We start from the raw sequence: 22,794 nt of genomic DNA on the forward strand, positions 1-22,794 counted from the left end.
GGGCGAAAGTTCCGCTGAACGTGGTTATCCATAAGTAACGAGTTGTGCCATGTTCTCATTGTCTAAATCCGTGCCTGTCGCGGTGATTGCTGTTGGTCTCGCCTTTGTGGCCAGCGGGTTTGCGTCCGGTCCTGCCGCAGCTGGCCAGGTGTCACCACCGCCGCTCGTCTTGAGCCCAAATCTCACCGAACCGTGGATGCTGCAGCTCCAGCCGCGTGTGCAGCGGCGCACCGCTGCCCCCACGCGGCGGCAAGTTCAGCAGCCTCGGGTTCAACGCCAGGTCCAACAGCCCCGTGTTCAGCGGGCCAATTGGTGGTCGCCGCGCCAACAGCCCGTTCGGCAGCAGCAACAACAGCGTGCTCAGACCCGCCAGGTTGCTCCGCAGTTTTTGCCGACAATCGTCAGCTATGACAGCAAGTACAAGCCGGGCACGATCGTGATCGATACAAATGCCCGGTATCTCTACCTCATCCAGAACGATGGGACCGCCCGCAGGTATGGTGTTGGTGTTGGAAAGCCGGGCTTTGAATGGGCCGGGTCGCACAAGGTCACCCGCAAGGCCGAGTGGCCGGATTGGCGCCCACCGGCAGCCATGCGCAAACGGCGCCCGGAATTGCCGGTCTTCATGGCTGGCGGACCGGACAACCCACTTGGCGCACGCGCCCTTTATCTTGGCTCCACACTTTACCGGATCCACGGCTCCAACCAGCCTTGGACGATCGGGCACGCCGTCTCCTCCGGCTGCATCCGCATGCGCAATGAAGATGTCATTGATCTTTATGAGCGGGTCGGCGTTGGCACAACGGTGCACGTCATCTAAAGACGGCCACCCGCAACAGCCATCCAAAACGCGCGGCTTCAGCTGCGCGTTTTTGCGTTTGAGCGGGTACGGCCTGCGATCGACTTCTTGCTGCAACAGCGGAATCGGTGCGAAACTATGCTCATCGCTCCGCCGCAATTAGACTTCGGCCTCTCGCTCACTCTTGAAAGCCCCAACTTTGCTGAAAACCTCAGACACTCCGTACTTTCTGAAGGCTGCTCTTGTTGGGATTCTGGTCGGTGGTCTGGCCACAGGTTTCCACTCCGGTGTGGAAATTCTCATCTCGACCTATGCCAACCTGCGTACGAGCATCGGCTCGGGCATGCTGACTTACGTCGTCTCAGCGGTCGTCTCCGCAGTTTGCGTTACCGGAGCCTTTTTTCTCGTCGCCCGCTTTGCCCCAGAAGCCGCTGGCAGCGGCATCCAGGAAATTGAAGGGGCGATGGAAGACAAACGCCCGCTGCATTGGGCACGGGTTCTCGTGGTGAAATTTTTTGGCGGCCTGCTCGCGCTCGGCTCCGGTTTGGTTCTCGGCCGCGAAGGGCCAACCATTCATATGGGCGCGATGACCGCAGAAGCGCTTTCCAGATCACAAGGATTGCAGTCGGCAGACCACAAGGGGCTGCTCGCGGCAGGTGCAGCGGCAGGGCTGGCGGCGGCGTTCAATGCACCGCTCGCGGCGATCCTCTTTATTGTCGAAGAAACCCGCCGGCAGTTTCCCTTTGGCTACCGGACATACATGGCCGTCATCATCGCGTCGATCCTCAGCGCGGCCATCACCGAACAATTGACGCATATTGGCCCGCCACTTCTCATTGAAGTCACTTACATCCCGGTCTGGAGTTTTCCCCTTCTTGGGCTCTTGGGCGTGTGCCTCGGGTTCCTGGGCGTGTTTTTCAATTGGGCGCTTTTTAAGGTCATGGACCTCTTCCACGCCATTCCGAAGGGCGCGCGCTGGATCCCTGCCATGATGATTGGCGCTGCGACCGGCATACTGCTTGTCGCGTTTCCCGATGCAACGGGTGGCGGCGAGGATCTCGTCCGGGATCTTGTGACCAAGGATTACGGCATTCTCGCGCTTTTGCTGCTGACCTTGTTCCGGTTCGGCGGCGTGCTCTTTTCTTATGCCTCGGGCGTGCCGGGCGGGATATTCGCACCGATGCTCTCGATTGCGACCTGCGCGGGTCTGGCCTTCGGAGTGATCACGACGGACATCATTCCGGTCGGCGATGCCGACTTCAAAGCTGCCTGTGCGATTGCGGCCATGGGTGGTTTTTTTGCAGCTTCCGTTCGCGCGCCACTGGTCGGAGTGGTCCTGGTCATGGAGCTCACCGGTGCATATGCGCTGATCCTGCCAGTCCTTGTAACCTGCACCGTTGCAGCATTGACCGCGCATCATCTGGGCGGACGGCCTATCTATGAGCAGTTGCTGGAACGGACCTTGAGACTTGCCGGACAGGCCCCCGATGCTGAGCCAGACAAGACCCCGGTCCAACTTGGCACACGAAAAAGCTAAGCCTTATTCAGCTACCTGCAGGCCTTTTTGAAGTCCGGACAAGGGACAGGACAGCCGACATTAAGAGGTTTCCTTCCAGTTTGCGGCCACTATCTGATCTGGATGAGCTGAAAACGCGTAACAACATGTAGCGGCCAAAAAAGTTTGAATACGGCCGATTTCGAGCGCGGCTAAACCGATACCAACACACAACTGTTGTGTTCTGAGAGTCTAAATATGAGCAACCTGACGGATATGGAGATTTTCGCAAGGGTCGTGAGTGCGGGCAGCATGTCGGCGGCGGGCCGCGAAATGAACCTGTCACCGGCCGTTGTTTCCAAACGCATCCGCCGACTTGAAGAAAAACTCGGCAGTCGCCTGCTTCAACGAACCACGCGCCAGATTGCAATGACAGAAGCCGGCCAGGGCTTTTATGAACGCGTAATCGCGATCCTTGCTTCTGTTGAAGAAGCTGAATCATTTGTGTCCCGCGGATCCGCAAAAGCACGCGGTCACCTGAAAGTTGCTGTCCCCACTTCCTTTGGACGACTGCACATTGCTCCACACGTCGGCAAGTTTTTGACCAACAATCCTGATCTTTCCATCAATCTGGACCTGTCGGACGAGTTCGTTGACATCGTTGGCGAAGGCTATGACCTGGCAATTCGGATCGCAGAACTCAGTGATTCAAGCCTCGTTGCGCGGCGTCTTGCTCCGGTTCATCGCATCTTGTGTGCGAGTCCCGAGTATCTGGAAAGATACGGCACTCCCCAGTCCATCGACGACCTTCTTGCCAATCACGTGACTTTGGCAGCTGCCAATCAGGATCCATGGCGGCTGGCGGGGCCAAACGGCATTGAGACCGTGCGGACACAATCACCGGTTAAGACGAACTCCAGCGAAGTGGTCCGTGAATGCCTTTTGTCAGGCATTGGAATTGCGTTGAGATCGACTTGGGACATCGGACCGGAGTTGCGCGAGGGAAAGCTGCAAATCCTTTTGCCTGAGTATAGGGCCTCCAAAGATGTGGGGCTTTATGCGGTATACCCAAGTCGGCAGTTCCTGCCTGCGAAAGTTCGGGTGTTTATAGACTTCCTTGCTGCCCTTTACGGCTCTTCGCCTTATTGGGATGCCGGTTTGGAGGATTGGCTGCACCGGCCGAGAGCTGCGAAAGCGAGCTGAGGGAGAAGCTTTCGCGGGTCGAATTTGGTGCAACTGTGTCTTGGTGTTGCCTGCGACGGCGCGTCGCTTGCATCGACACGCAACATACTGTTGATTTGTGAAGGGGCAGTCATTGCCCAATTTGAGGGAGATACACATGAAGCGACTGCTGATGATCGCCGGCACTGCGCTAATTGCATTCACGGCACAAGCCAGCGCTGAGGGCGACCCGGCCAATGGCGAAAAAGTATTTAGAAAATGCGCGGCTTGCCATGCCGTAGGCGAAGACGCGAAAAACAAAGTTGGCCCGCAGCTCAATGGAGTCGTTGGGCGCGCTTGGGGCACAATCGAAGGCTACAAGTATTCACCCAGCCTAATGGAAGGCGCAGGTGAAGGCCGCGTGTGGGACGTAGAGACCCTTGACGCATACCTATTGAAGCCGCGTGACGTCATCCCGAAAGGTCGCATGGCTTTCGCCGGTCTTCGCAAAGACGAAGATCGTGCCGATGTGATCGCATATCTGGCACAATACAGCGAAGACGGAACAACGAACTAAATTCGTTCCTCAAATTCAAGAAGGGCCGGGTTTCAGACCCGGCCTTTTATTTTGCGAGAATTACAGGTCGTCTTTGTCCTGTTTGACGTGATGTGCCCGTATTCTGCGCACCGTCCACCAAATGAACAAGACAACAACCGGTACGGCGATTGCCGTTGTGACTGAAGGCTGCGGTAACGGAAGCCCGGATCCGCTCGCCCCTTTTGCCAAATAGGAAAACAGACCCACGATATAATAGCTGACAGCTGCGACCGACAGACCTTCAACCGTCTGCTGCAGACGCAACTGCAGCCGTGCCCGCCTGTTCATGGATTCCAGAAGTGAGCGGTTTTGCTGTTCCAGATCCACATCAACCCGCGTGCGCAGCAAATTTGTCGCTCTTGCTAACTTGCGCGACAGCATCGCCTGACGATCTTCAATAGCCTGACAGGTGCGCATCGCAGGCGACAACCTGCGGGATAAAAAAGACGACATCGTCAACTCGCCCGGCATGGCCTCTTCTTGAAGGGCAGACAATCGGATTTTCACGATCTCATAATAGGCGCGGCTCGCACCAAACCGGAAGGTGCTCGCTGTTGCGCCGGCCTCCAGCGAAGCTGCTAATTCCGTGAACTTGTTGAGCAGGTTTCGATTGCTGTCGAGGCCAGTTGCTGTTTTCATTTGTTCGGTCAAAGCGGCAAGCTCTATCTCAAACTTCCGGATATCGGGCGACAGGGTGTTCGCCTCGAACAGGCCCAGCATTGCCAGTGTTCGATAGGTCTCGAGTTCCAGAAGCCGTTGAACAATCGCCCCGGTCTGCACGTCGCTCATGGAGTGGTTCAACACAAGAAACCGGGACAATCCGTCTCCATCCTGACGAAAGTCCGTTGCGACGGTCGCTTGTCCGCGCTCGAGCGATGAGACCGTCAGGCTGCCTTCTTCGAAGGTGGGCCGCCAGCGGCTTTCATCAATTTCTTCCCTCAGCTCTAGACGCACAGCAACGAGCAACTCGCCCGGTGCCCGGAACGCTGCCCCAAAGGGGTGGCCCGCCGGAGGCGCACCAAACAAGTGGTCAAGATCAGCTGAGCCATCCCAGGTATAGGTGGTGAATTCGGCGTGCTGCTCCCAGCTCAAGTGCCCCTCACCGAACTCCAGAGTGTGATACCGAGCTCCATCGGCCGGTCCGGCCACTCCTCTGGATGTACAGAACTCTTTCAGCCATTCCTTGTCAGCTGCCGCCTCATCACTATTGGTCAGGAATGCGTAGTGGAGAACCGTTCGCGGGGTCGCAAGTGGCCGGAAAGGCCGCGCGTGAACTTCACCGAGAACCCTTTGCCTTAGAGGCGACGCGCGGAATGTGGGCAGTGCCCCACCGGTATCCAGGTTTTTTTCCAACGACAGCCCCTCCTTGCGCTCAACAGCCGGTACAGCATGGCGGTTTCAATTGCTCAAGACCACAGGCATTTTGAATTTCTTGAAAGATGACATAAGCGCACGTGCGGCCTTTTTGGCTTGTTTGCATCAGCTGCAATCCAAAATTGGATAAATTATTTGACCAATTTTAACGGCTCGACTATTTTCGCACGGTAATCACAGCGTAAATACCGATGTTTCAGCCGATAGACACTCATAAAACGGCCGACGCCGCCGTCGATCAAATTGAAGAACTGATCCTCAAAGGGGTCCTTCAATCCGGCGACCGGCTACCGGCGGAACGCGTGTTGGCAGATCAGCTTCATGTATCCCGACCCGTGTTGCGGGATGCGCTTAAAACTCTGGAAGACCGGGACCTCATTGAAGCGCGCCAGGGCGGTGGAACATTCGTCTGTGATCTCATTGGGCCGATCTTTTCCGAGGCAATCGTGCAATTGATCTCCCGGCACCCATCTGCGGTGAGCGACTATTTTGATTTCCGCCGAGGCATTGAGGGTCAGGCCTCAGCTATGGCGGCCATGCGCTCAGCTCCTTCGGATATCCGCAGGCTAAGTGACATCGTTGAGCAGATGGACACCGCGTACGCAGCGGATGACCCTCTTGTTGAAAGTCGTCTGGATGTGGAGTTCCATCATGCTGTCGGGGAAGCCGCACACAACGTGGTGCTGCTGCACACGCTCCACTCCTGCTACCGGCTTTTCGAAAACGGGGTTTTTCTGAACAGAGGCCGTCTCTACCATCACACATCGGCACGGGCTGAAGTGCTGAAACAGCACAAGGCGGTGTTTGAGGCGATTGCCGCTGGAGATCCGAAGCTCGCGCAGCGCTGCGCGGAAGAACACATTGATTATGTCCGCGCCACACTCGCTGCCAAGGAACAGCTGGATCAGCGCGAGAAACTGGCCGATCTGCGCCGCACACAAGCTTCCGATCGAGCCGTAAAAAAATAGCTCAGGGGAAAACGATATGCCGATTGTAACCGACGTCGCCGATATGCAGGCTCTTGCCAAACGGCGGGTCCCGAAGATGTTTTATGACTATGCCGACACGGGCTCCTGGACCCAAAGCACCTATTGGGACAACGAGGCGGCATTTCAGCGGCAGAAGCTGCGCCAGCGCGTTGCGCGCAACATCGACAACCGATCGGTCAAAACAACCATGATCGGGCAGGATGTCGCCATGCCTGTAGCACTCGCACCGGTCGGATTGACCGGGATGCAACATGCAGACGGTGAAATCCTGGCCGCACAAGCCGCCGAAGAATTCGGAGTGCCGTTTACGCTTTCAACAATGAGCGTTTGCTCCATCGAGGATGTTGCCGAACACACGAAAAACCCGTTCTGGTTCCAACTCTATGTCATGCGTGATCGCGGCTTTTCTGAGAACCTGATGAAACGCGCTCACACGGCTGGCTGTTCGGCTCTTGTCCTGACGCTGGATCTTCAGGTTCTTGGTCAACGGCACCGCGATATCAAGAACGGTCTCAGTACACCGCCAAAACCGAAGCCGCATGTGCTCGTTGATCTTGCCTTCAAGCCACGCTGGTGCTGGAACATGCTGCAAACCAAGCGGCGCGAGTTCGGCAACATCGTAGGTCATGTTTCCGGTGTTGAAGATATGACTTCGCTTGCCGAATGGACGGCCAGCCAGTTCGACCCGACGCTAGACTGGTCGTCAGTCGAGTGGGTCAAAAAACACTGGGACCGGAAACTGATCCTGAAAGGCATTAACGACGTTGAAGATGCCAAGATTGCAGCGGATCTCGGTGCAGATGCGATCGTTGTATCGAACCACGGCGGCCGGCAGCTGGATGGCGCCCTCGCCTCCTATGACATCTTGCGGGATATCGTCGACACCGTTGGTGACAAGGTCGAGGTCCATGTCGATGGAGGCATCCGCTCCGGCCAGGATGTCTTCAAGGCTGTCGCCATGGGGGCCCACAGCACCTACATCGGACGCGCTTTCATCTACGGTCTTGGCGCTATGGGCAAGCCTGGCGTTCGCCAAGTCCTTGAGATCATGCACAAGGAACTTGATGTCACCATGGGCCTCTGCGGCGAGACGGACATCAAGAAGGTCGGTAGGCACAATCTCGTGCTTTAGGAAATCCGGGCGTTTCCTGATTGAAAAATCTGTGCCGCCTGAAGTGTTCGTGTCGTCAGGCGGCGCATCGCAGGACACCCGTTCCCATTCACAGAGCTGATCATCTCATCAAAAACTATCATTTGCGCTGAAGTATTCGAAAGCTCAAATTGTGCTCGTTCCTGCACAAACGAGTATTTCCCATGAGCATTGCCCAGCCAACGCTGAACCGGTCCGGTATGGACTCCACTGACCTTGGTCTCTATGCCGCCACGGTTTTTGCCTGGGGCTTCAGCTGGATTGCGATGAAAGGACAGATCTCTGGTGTCGCCCCGGAAGTGTCTGTCTTTTGGCGCTTCGTAGTTGCCGCAGCGATGATGATGGCCTGGGTTCGCATGCGAGGTTATCCTCTGACCTTTCCTCTGAAAGATCACATTCGCTTCGCCGGACTTGGCGCGCTTTTGTTTTCAACGAACTTCACCCTGTTCTACTATGGCGCTGCCTATCTACCCTCCGGGCTTTTGGCCGTGGTGTTTTCAACGGCGTCTGTCTTTAACGTCTTTCTGGGACTTGTTCTCTTCCGTCAACGCCCGAGCGCACTCACTCTGGCTGCTGGCTTTCTCGGCGTCGCAGGCATTGCGCTGATGTTTTTGCCGGAGATGGCCGGAACGCAGTTCGATACAAGTGTCGCGATCGGGTTGGGATTTTGTATCTGTGGGACCTTGTCGTTCTGCTTTGGCAACATGTTGTCCGCTGATACGCAGCGCCGCGGGATTGGGGTCATGCCCGCAACCGCCTGGGGAATGGTCTACGGGATGATATTCCTCGGACTGTTTTCTACAATCCGTGGGCAAAGCTTTGCGGTTGACTGGACGCTGCCATACATCGGCAGCCTGATCTACCTGGCCTTGGTTGCCTCGGTCATTGCATTTGCGTCCTATCTGACGCTCCTTGGACGGATCGGTTCCGCGCGGGCGGGATACGCCACAGTGCTGTTCCCGATTGTAGCGCTGGCGCTGTCAACGATCTTTGAAGGCTACCAGTGGACGCCGCTCGCAATCGGCGGCCTCGCCTGTGTCATCGGCGGCAACGTAATGATGTTGCGCGCTCGATAGGTCAGATTTCAACGAGTGATCCGAGGTCCGAAGAGTTACTCGGCCGCCTCACGGGAAGACACTGTCCCCACATTGCCAATGGCCGCGATGATGTGATTGCACAGCCGGTCATGCATCGGCAGGCGGGCGTTATCTGAACGCAGCATGGCGATGTCACAATGCGGTAGGGCCGGGAAGCCGTCTCTTTCGTCCAGGATCCGCATGCCATCCCGGATAGCGCTTTCGGGAAACACGGTTAGCGCCAGTCCAGCTTGCACAGCCCCGATCAGGGCCGAGCCGCTCGCGCTCGTATAGGACACGCGGTACTGGCGTCCGGCGCGGTCCAAAGCATCCATGGACAACCGACGCCAGCTGCAGCTGGACGGGCCAAGGGCAAGCCGCAGAACATCTTGTGTGTGCGCGCTGTGCTGTTCAGATGTAACCCAGTAGAGGGGTTCACGCCGGATGATTTCACCGCGTAACTCACTGGTATCACCGGATGTCGTGATCGCAACATCGAGCTCATTGTCGCGCACCGCTTTTGTCAACTTTGCACTGCTGGTGCATTCAACTTGAACTTCAATAGAAGGGTTGAGGCGATTAAACGCGGCAAGCACCTGCGGAAGCAGCCGATCGGCATAATCGTCAGGGACGCCAAGCTTGGCGAAACCGACCTCCTTTTTGCCGTTGAAGGCCAGCAAGGTTTCATCATTCAGCTGAATCATTCGACGGGCGTATTCCACCAGACGCAGCCCTTGTTCAGTCAAACGCGACTGCCGTCCGTCCTTGATGAAAATGGGCTGCCCAACCCGTTCTTCCAGGCGGCGCATTTGCATGGAAACGGCGGACTGGGTCTTGTGAACCGCTTCTCCGGCCTTCGTGAAACTGCCGAGCTCGGCAATTGCAAGAAAGGTCCGAAGCTGATCAATATCCAGCGCGTGGCTCATGGAGCTCTCCTAAATGGACACATAACGCAGTCACAAGACCATCATAAAATATGATTGATTGATCTTGCTTACATCAAATTTTATGGCAATTCAATTTGTGATCATTCCGCCGCCTGCGGAACCGAAAGATTGTCGAGGGACGACATGATGTGTTCCACCAAGGCATCTGTTACGCGGGAATTGTTGTGCCAGGATCGCATGATGCCAATCTCGCAGTCCGGAAGCCGAGGAAACCCATCCGCTTCTGTCAGAACCCGCATTCCTGAACGCAACGCAGATTCAGGTAAAACGGAAATTGCCAAGCCGGCCAAAACTGCAGCCCCAACAGCGGTTGAGTTCCAACTGGAATACAAAAGACGGTACTCGCGCAGCTGGTCCTCCAGCGCACTCAATGCAGCCTTGCGCCAGTCACATGTTGCCCGGCCCAAAGCCATTGGTAGAACCGCTTCGTTTTCCGTTGCATGACGCGCAGACGCGACCCAGAGCAATGGTTCCCGGCGCAGGATCTCCACGTTTTTGCGCCCTTTTTTCTGAACGTGCGTGATGATCGCCACATCCAGCTCACCCTCGCCGATCATGTCCGCAAGGTTCGGCGTCGGCGCACATACAACACTCACTTCAGCCTTTGGATTGGACCTTGAAAACCTTGCGAGGATCTCCGGTAGAAACCGGTCAGCGTAGTCATCCGGTGTGCCCAAACGAACGAGGCCGGCAAGTTCCGTATCGTCAAACGCCGCGAGTGTTTCATCGTTCAACTGCACAAGCCGTCTGGCATAGTGCAGGAGCCGTTCACCGTGTTCGGTCAGGCGGGACTGCCGCCCGACACGAACAAACAGCGGTTTTCCGATCCGCTCTTCAAGCCGGCGCATCTGCATGGAGACCGCTGACTGGGTCTTGTGCACGTTGTCAGCAGCTTTAGTAAAGCTTCCGCTTTCTGCAATAGCAACAAATGTCCGCAGCTGATCCAAGTCTAACATGCCGCTTCACCGATAATTTCTGAAGATTAAAAATCGGAACCAAACCATCCAAATTGGCTCGAATCCGGGAGTTCTTCCTAAGACACAGCCTTCATATCACAATATCTGATTATTCATATCAAAAACATTCGTTGGAATAATGGATTAATCCATCGCATTTAGAGCGTGTTCCAAACAAAGGACTGCCCCAAGGGCGCGGAACAAGCGGCCGGAAATTCCTCCGGCGGCTCACAGGAGAATTACGCCATGTCACATATCGCACACCACCCCATTTTCGCTCTTTCCGGGCAGCTGGTTGCCCGTGCCCTGCGCGTGTTCAAGAACCGCCGCCAAATGGGCAAGCTCTCGGAGTTGAGCGACGCAGCATTGAAGGACATTGGACTGACCCGGAGCGATGTTCGACGAGCTATCGCGCTACCGGTTCACACCGACCCGGTACCTTTTTTGACGCAGATGGCCAACGGACACAGCATCGTCGCAGTGCAGCCTATGCCCCGTGCCGCCAACGAGGGTCCCAAAGCTCCGAGACTGACAGTTATCCCGGCACATCCCCGGCCGGAAATCGCAGCTTGATTGGAAATTGTTTAGCAGCCCCTGTCGGCAAGCCTTGCTGACGTCAACTGACCCGCCTTTTCGGCGGGTCTTTTTTTGTTCGTCTTATTTGCCGAGGTTTTTGGTTGCTGTCGCGAAGAAATCATCAAACGCCTTGAACTGGCTGGACTGCAGGTCCCGCCCCGCCGACATCCAACCGGACACCATTTCGTCGAACTCCGACGCCTCGTCTTCCTCGACCTCATCATCGACCAGATCGTCTTCGAGCTCCGGCTCCAGCTCAGCTTCATCCTCGGCATGGCGCGCCGCGGCAGGTTGCAGGAACGAGCCCCAGAAGGCATTCATCGCTTCTGTGTACCCTTGAAGGTAATCGATTGGGGCTGGCGCCCGTTTTGGCCGCCCACGCGCAAAGCCGCGCAGGTAGGCATCCAACAGCACTTGGGCCTCCCCTTGCAGGAAAGGCCTCGCCACTTGTCCAAAGGCAAGTGTTGCCGCAACCGGCATCAACTCCTGCACAGCGTCTCGTTGAACCCCCGTCATCGTGGAAATCTGCGCAGCAACGGCCTGCTGAACGGCTTCCGGACCGAAGAACGGCGTCAGGGATTGTTGTGTGGGAGCTTGGAAAAATTTTGCATAGTCAGCAAAGGGATTGCTGGAACCGGCTGACAGTTGCGCTGCCTGAGCAAACCAGTCTGGCATGCTTTTGCTCGGCGTACCGAAATGCTGAAACCCGGACAGCGCGGCAGTCATCAGATGTTCCATGACACGATTAAGGTCGTCATTGGACCAGCCAAAGCGCTCTTGCATATCTTTGCTCAAGGAGAAGATATCGAACGGCGGCGCCGCCTTGTCATGTGCTGTCATCACGCTGCCTCGACTGTCTTGCGCAAGGCCCTGAGAAACAAGGCTATCTCGCTCACAGTGACTGCTTCACGGCAGAACGTCAATTGATCCCGGCAAAGCTTTTGCCGGGATAAGAAAAACCACTTAGGCTTTTAAGAGGATCAGTAGGCGTAATCCCTGAAGATCTGCGAGAGATCTCCGTTCCACGATCCGTTGTACCGCTGAAGAAGAATGTCGGCCGGGCACATGCCTGCTGCAAGACCTTCCTCAACGGGTGCCAGATGGACCCGTTCATCCAGGTCGCCATCACTCATGCGGGCGCGGCGTTTGAGGCCTTCTTGAGACAACGCCAAGACGTCCTTGGCAACATCCAGCACGGTTCCAGTGCGGAACGGTGTCTGCAATGCGGTTTCCGGCACACCAGCCCGCAACGCTGCCCGCTCCTCTGCTGTCCAGTCTTTCACCAGTTCAAACGCCTGGTCCAGAACACCGGTGTCGTAGAGCAGTCCGACCCACAGAGCCGGCAGAGCGCATATCCGGCGCCATGGGCCACCATCGGCACCTCGCATCTCGATGTATTTCTTCAGCCGCACATCCGGGAACAAGGTCGACAGGTGGTTGTTCCAGTCACCAAGGCTCGGACGGGCATCCGGGATCTTTCCCTCAAGGGCCCCATTCATGAAGGCCCGGAACGTGGTGCCGGTGACATCGTGATATTCAGCGCCCCGCTTGACGAAATACATTGGAACATCAAGCGCCCATTCGACATAGCGTTCAAAGCCGAAGCCGTCCTCAAAGGCAAAGGGCATGTCGCCCGTGCGGTCCATGTCCGTATCGGTCCAGATCTGGGCGCGGAACGACTTGAAGCCGTTCGGCTTGCCGTCAGTGAACGGGGAATTGGCAAAGATTGCCGTCGCGATTGGCTGGAGCGCCAGACCGACACGCATCTTTTTGACCATGTCCGCTTCTGTTTCAAAATCCAGGTTCACCTGGATCGTCGACGTGCGGTACATCATGTCGAGGCCAAGGGATCCGACCTTCGGCATGTAATTTGTCATGATGTCGTAGCGCGACTTCGGCATGCGCGGCATGTCTGCCCGGGCCCAGGTTGGCGCCATTCCAATACCCAGGAAACCGACCCCCAGCGGCTCTGCCACCTGACGGACATGGGCCAGGTGCTGGTTGGCTTCGCGGCAGGTCTGGTGGAGATTGTCGAGCGGCGCGCCGGACAATTCGAACTGACCACCTGGTTCGATGGAGATCGCACCGCCGCCTTGATCATCGGCGAGGCCAATGATCTTTCCAGCGTCTTCGATCCGCTCCCAACCGAGTAGGCGCTCCATGCCTTCCAGGACAGCTTCGACACCGTTCGCGCCGCCGTAGGGGATCGGCGAATTGTCTTTTATATTGAAGCCGAACTTCTCGTGTTCGGTCCCGATCCTGAAATCGCTTGTCGGTTTGCAACCCGCTTCCAGTGTTGCCGCCAGATCAGCGACCGTTTCAATCGGTGTGGCATCGACCGTATCGCGGGCCATACAACCATCCTTCAGTGTTTGCGGTGCAAATCATAAGGAGCCCAGCCCCCTTAAACCGCGATGATCCGATGCCTTTTCCGGCGTTTATGAGTTCCGGTGATTTAGGAGTCTTGAAAGTAGAATGCAAGCGCAGATGCGACATGCAGGTGCGCCTCACGCAATCCTGAAGACCGTCAAAGCCTCCTCACGGCCCCTGAGTTTTACAGGACCCAGGCTGGTTGCCTTCACTCCTTCAGGCAATTGCGCCATGGTGTCTCCGCTTGCAAGCGCGATTACCTTAGCACCTGGGTCAACGTGCTTGCCATACTCTTGCAGGCGGGCTGCAACGTTCACCGCATCACCGATGACCGTATAATTCATTCGCGAGGCAGAGCCGATATCACCAACAACGACCTTGCCAGTATGAATGCCAATCCTGAGGCGCATGGTCAACGCGCTGTCCTTTTCAATCTGCTCGGCCAATGCCGTGACAGCCGCGATTGCCTTGGAGGCATGGTCCGGTTGGTCGGACGGAGCCCCCCAAAATGCCATGACACCGTCTCCAAGAAACTTGTCGATGGTCCCGTCCCTGTCGGCGATTACTTTTGAGACCGTTTCGAAATAGCCGTTCAGATAGGCCGCTGTTTCTTCTGCGCTCAAATTTGATGCCAAGCTGGTGAAGCCTGCAAGGTCCGTGAACACAATCGTCATTTCCCGGAGTTCAATGTTCCGGCTGTCGGTCATGCCTTCTTCGATCAGCCGGGTTACGAGCTGACGCGGCACGTATTTGGCAAAGGCATTGAGTGCACCGATCGACCCGTTGAAGGCCTGATTAACATCGTTGAGTTCAGCCAAAGGCGAAGACGACAGCCGGTGTTCTTCATGAAATTCCAGCTTGCGGAGATCGGCGGCCGCTTCAGCCAACCGTCCCAGCGGACGCCCCAACTTGCGCCCAACTATGAAAGACAAGGCAGCTCCAGCGAGCAGCGCCGCCAATGCTGCGTAGAGTACCACCTGGGTCTGATCCAATGCTTCTCCGAATTGGTCGGCTCGATAAAGCGTTCCGATGATCCAACCGTCGGCAGGTCCTGTGTCGAGCTCCATATAAATCGCGGTGTAGAAGCCGCCAAAAGCTGGAAACAAACGTCCACTAATCTGCCCGTCAGTCATGTGCGCCTGATGCCCTGCATCCCAGATCAGGTGTAACGGTGTTTCCGTCATTTCTGTGAGCGATGGCAATGGCGTCTCCGGCGATGCCAAGTAATCCGCTCCCTCCAAGCCGTGGACAACAATCACGTTGTTGCGGCCTGAGAGCAAAAACACTTGCTGCCGGCTGTCCCAGGTCATGGCCTTGGCGACATCAAGAAACACGGCACGCGGATAATGAACGAACAAGCTCTGACCGTTTCCAAGGTCCAATTCGGCGGTTTTCACGGCTTCCGCCTGCCCCTCGCGCCATTCAAATGCGGACCACGCGACGTCCGGCAATTCGTCGGCCGGCGCATCGTCCATGACCGATCGGCCAAGTTCAAACTCAGCATTTTCCGGAAGCAGCTTTTTATATGCCTCAAGATCGTCGCCGTTCAGGTGCCGCTGCATCGCCGCTGCATGAACTGCAATCGTGCGAAGCAGAACATCCTGCTCAGAGAAAAACTTGTCCAAAACAGCCTGATTGGCATTCAGGATTGCCGCCGCTTGCTGATCCAGCAAGCGGCCCGCAATCCGCCGGTCCGCAGCTGCCATGTAAGCAATTATCAATCCGCAAATTGCGACTAGCAGCAGCGAGAAAACCAACCCGAGCGCCACACCAACCGGAATTCTGAAAGGTTTCCGATCTCGTCGCGAATGCATCGGCGCGCCGTGCTGGGAAGGGGCTGGAGAAGCGTTGCCTGTGGCAGAGACATCTTTTGCTGGGCGCTTCTCCACGTCCATGGCTACTTCCAGTCTCCGACGGTTGCTTGGACAACAGCAAGGGCTGCGACTGCTGCCGTGTCAGCCCTTAAGATCCTCGGGCCCAACGGGATTGAGGTCACGAAATCCAGGTCTTTCAAAAGTGCGCGCTCGTCTTCCGAAAACCCGCCTTCCGGCCCGATGAGAATGGCCAACGGCGGTGGTCCATTTTCTTTCAGCTGCACAAGGGTCAAAAGAGGATTGTTGGTCTCTTCGCCCTCATCGCAGAAAAGCAGTTTCCGTCCAGCATGTGCCTCAGGCCATGCGGTTAGAACATCTTTGAGCGACATCGGAGACAAAACACTAGGGACAGAAAGCACGCCGCATTGCTCGGCCGCTTCAATGACATTTGCCTCCATGCGCTCGACATTTACCCGGCTGGACTGTGTGTGCTGCGTCATGACCGGCATAAGACTGCCTGCCCCCATCTCGACCGCCTTTTGGACCATGTAGTCCAGGCGTGCGTGCTTGAGCGGCGCAAACATGTAGATCAAGTCATTTGGCGCGGATTGTTCGCGCGTCCGTTCCATGAGTTGCAACGAACAGGCACGCCGGCCGCTGCTCTGGATCTTCGCCAGCCACTCACCGTCGCTGCCGTTAAAGACCAGAACGTAGTCCCCGTCCTTTAAACGCATGACGTTCAATAGGTAGTTCGCCTGCCCGCGATCCGCTTCGATACGGGCGCCATCAGCCAGGATGTGACGCAGAAAAAGACGTTGCATATTAAACTCGTATTTCCCCATGCGTTTTAGGTAGGCGGTGGAATGTGCTCGATTCAAGGCGGATTTTTCAAAACGTCAGATGCTTCACAGCATTCCTGTTTCCAGGCGATTTTCAATCCTCGGGACTGTTTTGAAAACTGCGGGCCTTGATTTTTGAGGCCCGTTCAGATGAGTAGGACATCAATTTTCGATAACCGGGAAAGCAATTCACGTGGGACAGTTTGCCGACGATGTCTCCAAGATCCATGAGCTCCTGTCCGGAGTTCTGGAACCGACACCTCTCCAATACAGCCAATATCTGTCCGACCTCCATCAGGCCGACATCTGGCTCAAGCGGGAGGACCTTACCCCGGTGCGCAGCTACAAGGTGCGCGGCGCCTATGCCTTTATCCATCAGGCCTTGGACAAAGATCCAGACTGCGCTCTTTTCGTGTGCTCTTCCGCAGGCAATCATGCGCAGGGCTTTGCCTTTGCCTGCCGGCATTTCGGCAAGCCGGGCATCGTCTTCATGCCGCTCACAACACCTCAACAAAAAATCCAGAAGACCCGATCTTTTGGCGCGCCGCTCGTAGACATCAAACTCATCGGTGACGGCTTTGACGCCGCGAACAAGGCCGCTCTGGAATACTGTGCGCAGAACAACGGCTTGATGGTGCCGCCGTTTGATCACGAAACAATCATTCTGGGGCAAGCCACCGTCGGCAAGGAAATCGTGGAACAGACACCTGAAGGCACCAACTGGGACCGGCTCATCCTTCCGGTCGGCGGAGGCGGACTGTCTGCGGGCGTGAGCCGCTATTTTTCCGAAAAAGGGCTCACCGCGAAATTCAGTTTGGTCGAGCCGGAAAACGCTCCCAGTCTTTACAACAGCCTCCAAGCAAATCAGCGGGTGCGGCTTGACTGGGTCGATAACTTCGTCGATGGCGCAGCGGTTGCCCAAATCGGCGCAGAAAACTTCAATCAGCTCTCCACCTTCGCACCAGAAGACGTAATCCTCGCCCCCACCGACGGTGTGTGCGCGACCATGATCGATATGCTCAACATTGAAGGGATTGTGCTGGAGCCCGCAGGAGCGCTTGCAATTGATGCGCTCAATCGGCTGCCCGTGGCGCAGGTGAAGGGGAAGAAGATCGTCTGTGTGGTTTCGGGTGGCAACTTCGACTTCGAACGTCTGCCGGAGGTGAAAGAGCGGGCGCTAAAGTTCTCCGGCCTCAAAAAGTACTATGTCATCCAGTTGCCACAGCGTCCGGGGGCATTGAAAGACTTCCTGTCTCTGCTGGGCCCGGATGATGACATTGCCCGGTTTGAGTACCTGAAGAAATCTGCCCGCAACTTTGGCTCGGTGCTCATCGGCATTGAGACAAAACAGCCGGAAAACTTCCAAACCTTGCACGACAGCTTCGACCGGTCTGACATTCGCTGGGAAGACATCACCGACAATGAGGCAATCGCGAACTTCGTGATCTGACCTAGTGACCTGCCCTTGACCGGCGTCATCCCAGCCGCCAATTTCACGGGGCAAAAGGGAATCACGCAATTGGCCGATACTTCATCCAACGTCGCTGAGTTTTCCGTTTCGGAAATCTCGTTTTCCATCAAACGCACGATGGAAGACGCATTTGGCTATGTGCGGGTGCGCGGCGAATTGGGACGGATTTCGCGGCCGGGATCGGGCCACATTTACCTGGATCTGAAAGATGACCGTGCAGTTCTGTCCGGTGTTATCTGGCGCGGCGTTGCGTCCAAACTGAAAATCCAGCCAGAACAAGGTCTGGAGGTGATCGCGACGGGCAAGATCACAACATTCCCGGGCCAATCCAAATACCAGATGGTCATCGACGCACTGGAACCGGCAGGCGCCGGCGCGCTGATGGCGTTGCTTGAAGAGCGCAAGAAGAAGCTTACCGCCGAGGGGCTCTTTGCCGAAGAACGCAAACGCCCACTGCCATCATTACCAAATGTAATCGGCGTTGTGACATCCCCCACCGGGGCGGTGATCCGCGATATCCTGCACCGCATCTCCGACCGGTTTCCGGTCCATGTCCTTGTGTGGCCCGTCCGGGTTCAGGGCGAAACAAGCGGCGCGGAAGTTGCCAACGGCATCCGGGGCTTTAACGCCTTGCAGCCTGGCGGGGCGATTCCACGCCCGGACCTCGTCATTGTAGCCCGCGGTGGTGGCAGCATCGAAGACCTTTGGGGTTTTAATGAAGAAGCCGTTGTCAGGGCAGCGGCGGAAAGCCAGATCCCCCTGATTTCGGCCGTTGGCCACGAGACCGACTGGACATTGATCGATCTTGCAGCAGATCTCAGAGCCCCGACACCGACCGGGGCTGCCGAGATTGCGGTTCCGGTCAAGGCCGAGCTCATGTCCATGGTCGATGACCGGGCGCGACGACTGTCGACCGGCTTGCAGAGGTTTGTCGGGTCGCGGCGAACGGAGCTGCGCGCCGCAAGTGCTGCCCTCCCCGCACCGCGAGATTTGCTGGCTTTGCCCAGGCAACGGTTCGACACGGCAGCCAACAGCCTGGAACGCGGCTTGATCGTGAACACCAAGCATCACCGGTCCAACTATCAGAACGCTTCGGCCCGGTTGTCCCCCATCGTGCTTACCCGGCTCAGCACCAAGGCACGGCAAGATCTTTCAGTTGCTGGCGACCGGCAGCAACGGGCGTTGTCTGTCGGGATTGCGCAAAAACGCCAGGCGTTTGACGCTGTTGTGGCCCGATTGACACCCTCCCGGCTGTCTCAGCAAACCGCCCTTTCCAAGGAACGCGTAACTGGCCTCGGCGACCGGCTTGATCGGGCTTACCTGACCCGGCTTAAGGACAGTGCGGCCAAGCTGGACGGGCTGCAGAAACTCCTAAAGTCGCTTTCCTACAAGGATGTGCTCGCCCGTGGCTATGCCGTGGTGCGCGATGCTGATGGCCAACCGATCCGCTCCGCCTCCTCTGTTGCGTCCGGTGCGGCGCTTTCCGTTGAGTTGGCTGACGGCACGGTTGACGTTGTTGCCATGAGCGGCGGATCAGCGCCGAAGAAATCCAAAACCTCCGCAACCAAAAAAGCAGCTTCACAAAAGCCCGCCGCCGGCCAAGGTAGTCTGTTTTAGGACTTTGTTGCGCGGCTCGCTGCAACTCTCGGATCGTGCAGATTGCGAAACCGCTCAATTTGAAAACTATTTTATCCATTCCTTTTCTGAACACTTAATTCGCCGCCCCTAGACTGCCGCTTCAAGAAAGGAGCTCGATGGACGGACCGCTCTGGTGGAATACACACCGAGGCGTACGGATATAGCGAACTCAACGGGTGAATGACGGGTTTTAGGCAATGCGCGTAACGTCTAACGACTTGCAAAAGCAGTTGGAACAGCAAAACACGACTCGAGGCCTGTCGCTGCCGCAGGTTGCCTCAACAACATTCACGGCTCCTGCTTACACTGCCGCGACACGAGAAACCAAACCCGGCAAAACGTCTGGCCTTTGGTCTGCAATGTGTTTCGTAGGAGGAACCTTGTTCGGCTTCCGCGGTCGGGTCTCCCGTCTCGACTACTGGATTAGCGGATCGGCCTACACGGTCACATCCATCATTGGCTACATTGCCTTTGCCCAAGCCGCAGGCTCTTTCAATTGGGGAGACATTGCCTCTGCCAGCCATGACATCGGTTTTTTGCTCCGGTTCCTGACGTTCTGTTTCGTCATGATGATGCTGCGCTTCTCTCTCGAAGCGCGCCGGTTTCAAGACCGTGGTGTGACAGGGTATTGGTACTTCGGTTATCTCGTTCCGTTTCTGAACATCTATTTGCTGTTGGCCAACAGCCTGATGCCGGGAACCAAGGGCGCAAATCGCTACGATTTATGAATGAGTCTTTTTGGCCGAATCGCCGCACCTTACCTGCACGTTCGACATCATAATCAGCACGCGACTCACCACCTCACAATCCACAGATATTTAGTTTCGATATTTCAATTATTTATTTCCAAATCAATCGGAATATCAGAGGCTGTCAATTGATTTTCGATTTTATTTTTCCTAGTGTCTATTGATCTTTAGACACCATCGAAGATGCGTCTAAAGATTTGATTTTCCTCATACAATCCAACAAAGTAAAGGGGCGCCGGACGAGCCGGGCACCCCTTAGTGTGTTGTCACAACAAGTGTCAAACACAGCTGCTGATCAACACCGTAGCAAGTGAACAATATCGACGGTTTGGGGAAACATCAACGCCAGGAAGAGGAAACATCTTTATGGCGAAACGCAAACAGTCTTCTCCTAAGGTAACCGCCGAAGTCGCCGCTAAAATCAAGGCACTTTGGAGATCAACAGACTTAAATCAGGCTCAAATCGCTGCTGAACTTGGCGGCCTTAATCAGGGTCGCGTCTCCGAGGTCATCAACGGACACAGATTTCCTGAAGTACCTCCAGAAATGGGGTTGTAGTTTTGGCAAAGAACGAAAAAACTTCAAAGTCTGTCGCTTCAAAAGCTTCTAAAGTTCTGAAAAGTACAAAATCAACAAAGACTCAAAAGAGCATTTCAGGATCCGCTTTAACGCAAGCTCCAGATCGGAGAAGAAAAAAGTAAGTATTTGGGCGCCACTTGGCGCCCAAACTGCTTGGATCTAATGCTCTTCCTACCCCATCAACGATGGCAGCCAGGTGATAATCGATGGGAAGGCCAGCAAGCCGGCAATCGTCAGAACGTCTGCGATGAAGAACGGGATACAGCCGCGGAAGACTTCCTGAACCGGGATATCCGGGCGCACGCCGGACACCACGAAACAGTTCAGCCCAATAGGCGGCGTGATCAAACAGAGCTCCGCCATCTTCACCACCAGAATACCGAACCAGATCGCGCACGCTTCGCCCGACATCCCAAATGTGCTGTCGGCCGCCGAAACGCCCTCGCCGCCATTCAGCGCCATCACGGCCGGATAAACCACCGGCAGGGTCAGGATCAGCATGCCGATCGCATCCATGAACATGCCCAGCACGGCATAGGCCAGCAGAATGCAGATCATGATCAGCCACGGAGAGAACTCCAGGGCGACGATGAAATCCCGGAACGCTTCCGGCAAGCCGGCAAAGCCCAGAAAGCGGACATAAACCAGAACGCCCCAGATCAGGGTGAAGATCATGACCGTCAGCTTGGCTGTCTCATGAAGCGCCTGACCGAGTTGCTGGAATTTCATCCCCTTTGCAAATGCGACCATCAGAACCACGAAAGCACCGAGCGAACCGGCCTCTGTTGGCGTGGCCAGCCCGAAGAAGAACGAGCAGAAGATAATTCCGATGACCGCCACAATTGGCAGCGTGCCCGGGATGCTCTCAAACCGCTGTTTCCAGGTGAACCCCTTGATTGCCGGAGCATCGCCGCGCCAGGCGGACACCCCAACAATGATCGCCACATAGATCAGTGCGGAAAACACACCTGGCAAAAAGCCTGCGATTAAGAGTTTGCCGACCGACTGCTCGACCAGGATCGCGTAGATGACCAGGATTGCAGATGGCGGGATCAGAGATGCAAGCGTTCCGCCTGCTGCCACAACAGCGGCGGACAGTCTTGGCGAGTATCCCTCTTTGAGCATCTCTGGAATCGCAACGCGCGCAAAAACTGCAGCCGTCGCCACAGATGCACCGGATACGGCTGCAAAGCCTGCGGTTGAGAAAACCGTGCCAACGGCCATGCCGCCCGGCATCCAGCCAAGCCAGCGCTTGGCGGCTTCAAAAAGCTGCTTCGTGAAACCTGCATAGAAGGCCAGAAAGCCAATCAAAATGAAGGTCGGCAAAACAGAAAGGGCATAGGTGACGGATTTGGAATGCGGGATTGTTCCCGCCATCTTGAGTGCAACAAAGAAGCCGCGCTCAAATCCCATCTTCAGCGAGAAATGTAGAATCAGGCCCACCAGCCCTACGAAGGCAGCGGCAAAAGCCACCCGGACACCCATGATGACCAGGACCAGCAAGACGCCGGTCATCAGGAGACCTACTTCAAACGGTGTCATTTGGTGTCTCCTGCAACAGCGTCGTCGCCAAAGGCTTCTTCGATTTCATGTTGGGCGACCTTTTCAACGTCCTCGATGACAGGGACAGCAATCGGCTCGCGGTCCGGATTGCGGACCAGGCGGGCATATCCGTAAATCTGCATGAGGAGGCGCAATAACAGCAGGCTCAACGCAACGGGAATTACGAGTTTCGATGGCCAAGTCGGCAACCTGATATCCATGGTGCTGTCACCAATCGACCAGGACCGGTCGAAGTGATACCAAGAGCCCCAGATCAACAGGGCGACCGTAAATGCGATCACGATCACACCGATCATTTCGCAGATGTATAGTGCTCTGCCGCGCAGTTTGCCGAGTACGATTTCCATCCGGATGTGACCGCCAACTCTTTGGCAATATGCCACACCGGCAAAGGCAAAAATCGCCATGGCCTGTTCGGTGATGTCGATAAAACCCGGGATCGGCGTGTTGAAGAACAACCGGCCCAAGACCTGGGCAACAGCCAAAAACATCAGTGACAAAATAGAGAAGGCAGCGATCATGTTGAATCCGTTTTCAACGTGACCAAGCCATCCATCGAACCGGATATATGTTGTGGGACGGTCGGTGTCTGAACCGCCCGATTGAGGAGAAGTGTTCATGAAATCAGCCCTGTGGAAAGTCTCCCCGGC

At 56.1% G+C, this 22,794-nt stretch carries 21 protein-coding genes; 12 read left to right on the forward strand and 9 right to left on the reverse strand.

Features of this window, described 5'->3' with window-relative positions; translation table 11 throughout:
- Positions 1 to 49 precede the first annotated feature (49 nt).
- The 4 genes from AC0J4F_RS00960 (at position 50) to AC0J4F_RS00975 (ending at position 4,032) form a co-directional block, all read left to right on the forward strand.
- A complete protein-coding gene (locus AC0J4F_RS00960) occupies positions 50 to 820 on the forward strand; it encodes a L,D-transpeptidase (RefSeq protein ID WP_133948475.1) in 771 nt (256 codons plus the stop codon).
- A 178-nt stretch (positions 821 to 998) separates the two neighbouring features.
- Positions 999 to 2,336 carry a H(+)/Cl(-) exchange transporter ClcA gene (gene clcA / locus AC0J4F_RS00965; RefSeq protein WP_473025148.1) on the forward strand — a complete coding sequence of 446 codons (1,338 nt, stop codon included), beginning with the start codon at positions 999 to 1,001 and terminating at the stop codon, positions 2,334 to 2,336.
- A gap of 216 nt (positions 2,337 to 2,552) precedes the next feature.
- Positions 2,553 to 3,497, forward strand: a complete 945-nt coding sequence (locus AC0J4F_RS00970) for a LysR family transcriptional regulator (RefSeq protein ID WP_133948479.1) — start codon at positions 2,553 to 2,555, stop codon at positions 3,495 to 3,497.
- 136 nt (positions 3,498 to 3,633) lie between these two features.
- Positions 3,634 to 4,032, forward strand: coding sequence for a c-type cytochrome (locus tag AC0J4F_RS00975; protein WP_133948481.1), 399 nt, complete (start codon positions 3,634 to 3,636; stop codon positions 4,030 to 4,032).
- Between the two features lie 60 nt (positions 4,033 to 4,092).
- On the opposite strand, the gene AC0J4F_RS00980 is transcribed toward AC0J4F_RS00975, so the two are convergent.
- Positions 4,093 to 5,406 carry a DUF3422 family protein gene (locus AC0J4F_RS00980; protein WP_473025149.1) on the reverse strand — a complete coding sequence of 438 codons (1,314 nt, stop codon included), beginning with the start codon at positions 5,404 to 5,406 and terminating at the stop codon, positions 4,093 to 4,095.
- 212 nt (positions 5,407 to 5,618) lie between these two features.
- Between AC0J4F_RS00980 and AC0J4F_RS00985 the strand changes: the two genes are divergently transcribed.
- From AC0J4F_RS00985 to AC0J4F_RS00995, 3 genes are all read left to right on the forward strand, one after another.
- On the forward strand, positions 5,619 to 6,395 hold the full coding sequence (locus tag AC0J4F_RS00985) for a FadR/GntR family transcriptional regulator (protein ID WP_133948484.1): 777 nt from the start codon (positions 5,619 to 5,621) through the stop codon (positions 6,393 to 6,395).
- Positions 6,396 to 6,411: 16 nt separating this feature from the next.
- Entirely contained in the window at positions 6,412 to 7,548 is a 1,137-nt protein-coding gene (locus AC0J4F_RS00990) for an alpha-hydroxy acid oxidase (RefSeq protein ID WP_133948486.1), read from the forward strand.
- A 182-nt stretch (positions 7,549 to 7,730) separates the two neighbouring features.
- Positions 7,731 to 8,642, forward strand: a complete 912-nt coding sequence (locus tag AC0J4F_RS00995) for a DMT family transporter (protein ID WP_166672683.1) — start codon at positions 7,731 to 7,733, stop codon at positions 8,640 to 8,642.
- 35 nt (positions 8,643 to 8,677) lie between these two features.
- Here AC0J4F_RS00995 and AC0J4F_RS01000 read toward each other — a convergent pair whose 3' ends face one another.
- The gene (locus tag AC0J4F_RS01000) at positions 8,678 to 9,568 is read right to left on the reverse strand and encodes a LysR substrate-binding domain-containing protein (RefSeq protein WP_473025150.1); all 891 of its coding nucleotides are present in this window, start codon (positions 9,566 to 9,568) and stop codon (positions 8,678 to 8,680) included.
- A gap of 101 nt (positions 9,569 to 9,669) precedes the next feature.
- Positions 9,670 to 10,545, reverse strand: coding sequence for a LysR substrate-binding domain-containing protein (locus AC0J4F_RS01005; protein WP_133948492.1), 876 nt, complete (start codon positions 10,543 to 10,545; stop codon positions 9,670 to 9,672).
- A 246-nt stretch (positions 10,546 to 10,791) separates the two neighbouring features.
- Here AC0J4F_RS01005 and AC0J4F_RS01010 point away from each other — a divergent pair, with 246 nt between their 5' ends.
- Positions 10,792 to 11,118, forward strand: coding sequence for a DUF1127 domain-containing protein (locus AC0J4F_RS01010; RefSeq protein WP_473025151.1), 327 nt, complete (start codon positions 10,792 to 10,794; stop codon positions 11,116 to 11,118).
- Between the two features lie 84 nt (positions 11,119 to 11,202).
- Here the strand turns inward: AC0J4F_RS01010 and AC0J4F_RS01015 are convergent, their stop codons facing one another.
- From AC0J4F_RS01015 to AC0J4F_RS01030, 4 genes are all read right to left on the reverse strand, one after another.
- Complete coding sequence (locus AC0J4F_RS01015) at positions 11,203 to 11,961, reverse strand: hypothetical protein (protein WP_133948496.1); 759 nt, start codon at positions 11,959 to 11,961, stop codon at positions 11,203 to 11,205.
- A 140-nt stretch (positions 11,962 to 12,101) separates the two neighbouring features.
- Positions 12,102 to 13,475 carry a glutamate--cysteine ligase gene (locus tag AC0J4F_RS01020; RefSeq protein ID WP_133948498.1) on the reverse strand — a complete coding sequence of 458 codons (1,374 nt, stop codon included), beginning with the start codon at positions 13,473 to 13,475 and terminating at the stop codon, positions 12,102 to 12,104.
- 153 nt (positions 13,476 to 13,628) lie between these two features.
- Positions 13,629 to 15,386 carry an adenylate/guanylate cyclase domain-containing protein gene (locus AC0J4F_RS01025; protein WP_473025152.1) on the reverse strand — a complete coding sequence of 586 codons (1,758 nt, stop codon included), beginning with the start codon at positions 15,384 to 15,386 and terminating at the stop codon, positions 13,629 to 13,631.
- Between the two features lie 2 nt (positions 15,387 to 15,388).
- Positions 15,389 to 16,147 carry a 16S rRNA (uracil(1498)-N(3))-methyltransferase gene (locus AC0J4F_RS01030; RefSeq protein ID WP_133949640.1) on the reverse strand — a complete coding sequence of 253 codons (759 nt, stop codon included), beginning with the start codon at positions 16,145 to 16,147 and terminating at the stop codon, positions 15,389 to 15,391.
- A gap of 190 nt (positions 16,148 to 16,337) precedes the next feature.
- On the opposite strand from AC0J4F_RS01030, the gene ilvA reads away from it, so the two are divergent.
- The 4 genes from ilvA (at position 16,338) to AC0J4F_RS01050 (ending at position 20,560) form a co-directional block, all read left to right on the forward strand.
- The gene (gene ilvA, locus AC0J4F_RS01035; RefSeq protein ID WP_133948500.1) at positions 16,338 to 17,594 is read left to right on the forward strand and encodes a threonine ammonia-lyase IlvA; all 1,257 of its coding nucleotides are present in this window, start codon (positions 16,338 to 16,340) and stop codon (positions 17,592 to 17,594) included.
- A 69-nt stretch (positions 17,595 to 17,663) separates the two neighbouring features.
- The gene (xseA, locus tag AC0J4F_RS01040) at positions 17,664 to 19,232 is read left to right on the forward strand and encodes an exodeoxyribonuclease VII large subunit (RefSeq protein WP_473025153.1); all 1,569 of its coding nucleotides are present in this window, start codon (positions 17,664 to 17,666) and stop codon (positions 19,230 to 19,232) included.
- Positions 19,233 to 19,450: 218 nt separating this feature from the next.
- A complete protein-coding gene (locus AC0J4F_RS01045; protein ID WP_473025154.1) occupies positions 19,451 to 19,981 on the forward strand; it encodes a DUF805 domain-containing protein in 531 nt (176 codons plus the stop codon).
- A 387-nt stretch (positions 19,982 to 20,368) separates the two neighbouring features.
- On the forward strand, positions 20,369 to 20,560 hold the full coding sequence (locus AC0J4F_RS01050) for a hypothetical protein (protein WP_473025155.1): 192 nt from the start codon (positions 20,369 to 20,371) through the stop codon (positions 20,558 to 20,560).
- Positions 20,561 to 20,752: 192 nt separating this feature from the next.
- Here the strand turns inward: AC0J4F_RS01050 and AC0J4F_RS01055 are convergent, their stop codons facing one another.
- Positions 20,753 to 22,123 carry a TRAP transporter large permease gene (locus AC0J4F_RS01055; RefSeq protein ID WP_133948508.1) on the reverse strand — a complete coding sequence of 457 codons (1,371 nt, stop codon included), beginning with the start codon at positions 22,121 to 22,123 and terminating at the stop codon, positions 20,753 to 20,755.
- Entirely contained in the window at positions 22,120 to 22,764 is a 645-nt protein-coding gene (locus AC0J4F_RS01060; RefSeq protein ID WP_473025156.1) for a TRAP transporter small permease subunit, read from the reverse strand. Before AC0J4F_RS01060 ends, AC0J4F_RS01055 begins: the two co-directional genes overlap by 4 nt.
- Positions 22,765 to 22,794: the final 30 nt, after the last annotated feature.

The organism is Roseibium sp. R5 (genome assembly GCF_055755305.1).

Excerpts from the sequence above, each read along its gene's own strand:
- AC0J4F_RS01005 (WP_133948492.1), bottom strand. The coding sequence starts at position 10,545 with ATGTTAGACTTGGATCAGCTGCGGACATTTGTTGCTATTGCAGAAAGC.
- AC0J4F_RS00995 (WP_166672683.1), top strand. The coding sequence starts at position 7,731 with ATGAGCATTGCCCAGCCAACGCTGAACCGGTCCGGTATGGACTCCACT.
- AC0J4F_RS01045 (WP_473025154.1), top strand. The coding sequence starts at position 19,451 with ATGCGCGTAACGTCTAACGACTTGCAAAAGCAGTTGGAACAGCAAAAC.
- AC0J4F_RS00970 (WP_133948479.1), top strand. The coding sequence starts at position 2,553 with ATGAGCAACCTGACGGATATGGAGATTTTCGCAAGGGTCGTGAGTGCG.
- AC0J4F_RS01020 (WP_133948498.1), bottom strand. The coding sequence starts at position 13,475 with ATGGCCCGCGATACGGTCGATGCCACACCGATTGAAACGGTCGCTGAT.
- AC0J4F_RS01000 (WP_473025150.1), bottom strand. The coding sequence starts at position 9,568 with ATGAGCCACGCGCTGGATATTGATCAGCTTCGGACCTTTCTTGCAATT.
- AC0J4F_RS01010 (WP_473025151.1), top strand. The coding sequence starts at position 10,792 with ATGTCACATATCGCACACCACCCCATTTTCGCTCTTTCCGGGCAGCTG.
- AC0J4F_RS00985 (WP_133948484.1), top strand. The coding sequence starts at position 5,619 with ATGTTTCAGCCGATAGACACTCATAAAACGGCCGACGCCGCCGTCGAT.
- AC0J4F_RS01050 (WP_473025155.1), top strand. The coding sequence starts at position 20,369 with ATGGCGAAACGCAAACAGTCTTCTCCTAAGGTAACCGCCGAAGTCGCC.
- AC0J4F_RS01055 (WP_133948508.1), bottom strand. The coding sequence starts at position 22,123 with ATGACACCGTTTGAAGTAGGTCTCCTGATGACCGGCGTCTTGCTGGTC.
- AC0J4F_RS01030 (WP_133949640.1), bottom strand. The coding sequence starts at position 16,147 with ATGGGGAAATACGAGTTTAATATGCAACGTCTTTTTCTGCGTCACATC.
- AC0J4F_RS01025 (WP_473025152.1), bottom strand. The coding sequence starts at position 15,386 with ATGGACGTGGAGAAGCGCCCAGCAAAAGATGTCTCTGCCACAGGCAAC.
- AC0J4F_RS00960 (WP_133948475.1), top strand. The coding sequence starts at position 50 with ATGTTCTCATTGTCTAAATCCGTGCCTGTCGCGGTGATTGCTGTTGGT.
- AC0J4F_RS00990 (WP_133948486.1), top strand. The coding sequence starts at position 6,412 with ATGCCGATTGTAACCGACGTCGCCGATATGCAGGCTCTTGCCAAACGG.
- AC0J4F_RS00975 (WP_133948481.1), top strand. The coding sequence starts at position 3,634 with ATGAAGCGACTGCTGATGATCGCCGGCACTGCGCTAATTGCATTCACG.
- AC0J4F_RS01015 (WP_133948496.1), bottom strand. The coding sequence starts at position 11,961 with ATGACAGCACATGACAAGGCGGCGCCGCCGTTCGATATCTTCTCCTTG.
- AC0J4F_RS01060 (WP_473025156.1), bottom strand. The coding sequence starts at position 22,764 with ATGAACACTTCTCCTCAATCGGGCGGTTCAGACACCGACCGTCCCACA.